General features: G+C 63.6%; 1 protein-coding gene. It reads left to right on the forward strand.

The features are described 5' to 3' along the window. Positions 1-398 (forward strand): flagellar hook-length control protein FliK (locus D1614_RS28770; RefSeq protein ID WP_175579322.1); only part of this gene is annotated, 398 nt, incomplete at its 5' end. Between the last annotated feature and the right edge of the window lie 137 nt (positions 399-535).

Genomic DNA, 535 nt, shown 5'->3' on the forward strand with positions numbered 1-535 from the left:
TGCAAGTGCATCGCCAATCGTCGGCCGAGCTGCAGTTGAACCCCGCGGAGCTGGGCGGCATGCACGTCAAGCTGGAAATGGACAACGGCGCGGTCAACGCGAGCTTTGTCTGCCAGCACCAGGCCGTGGCCGAACTCGTGCAGGACGCCATGCCGCGGCTGCGCGACGCAATGCAGCAAGGCGGGATGCAGCTTGCGCAAACATCCGTCAGCACGGGCGACTTCAGCCAGCAGCAGAACGCATCACAAGGCGCATCGGCGCAAAACCAGGGTAGCGGTTCGGGCAATGGAAGCGGCGGCCGCTATGGAAGCGGCGGCTCGCAAGACACCACCGATACGCTGGCAGTGGCACCGCGCCGTGTCTCCACCCACGAGGGCGCGATCGACACGTTTGCCTGACGTTGGCCCCGCGGCGCCTAAAGTTCGGTGCAACCCTGCCGTTAATACGCAGGAGTGCCATGGAAAAATGGCCAGCCGCAAGGCAACGAAAGAGGGACGGGAAATAACAAAAGCGAGGGCGCCGCGCATCGATTTGA

Source organism: Maribellus luteus (assembly GCF_003576475.1).
In the GTDB taxonomy this organism is placed as follows: Bacteria; Bacteroidota; Bacteroidia; order Bacteroidales; family Prolixibacteraceae; genus Draconibacterium; species Draconibacterium luteum.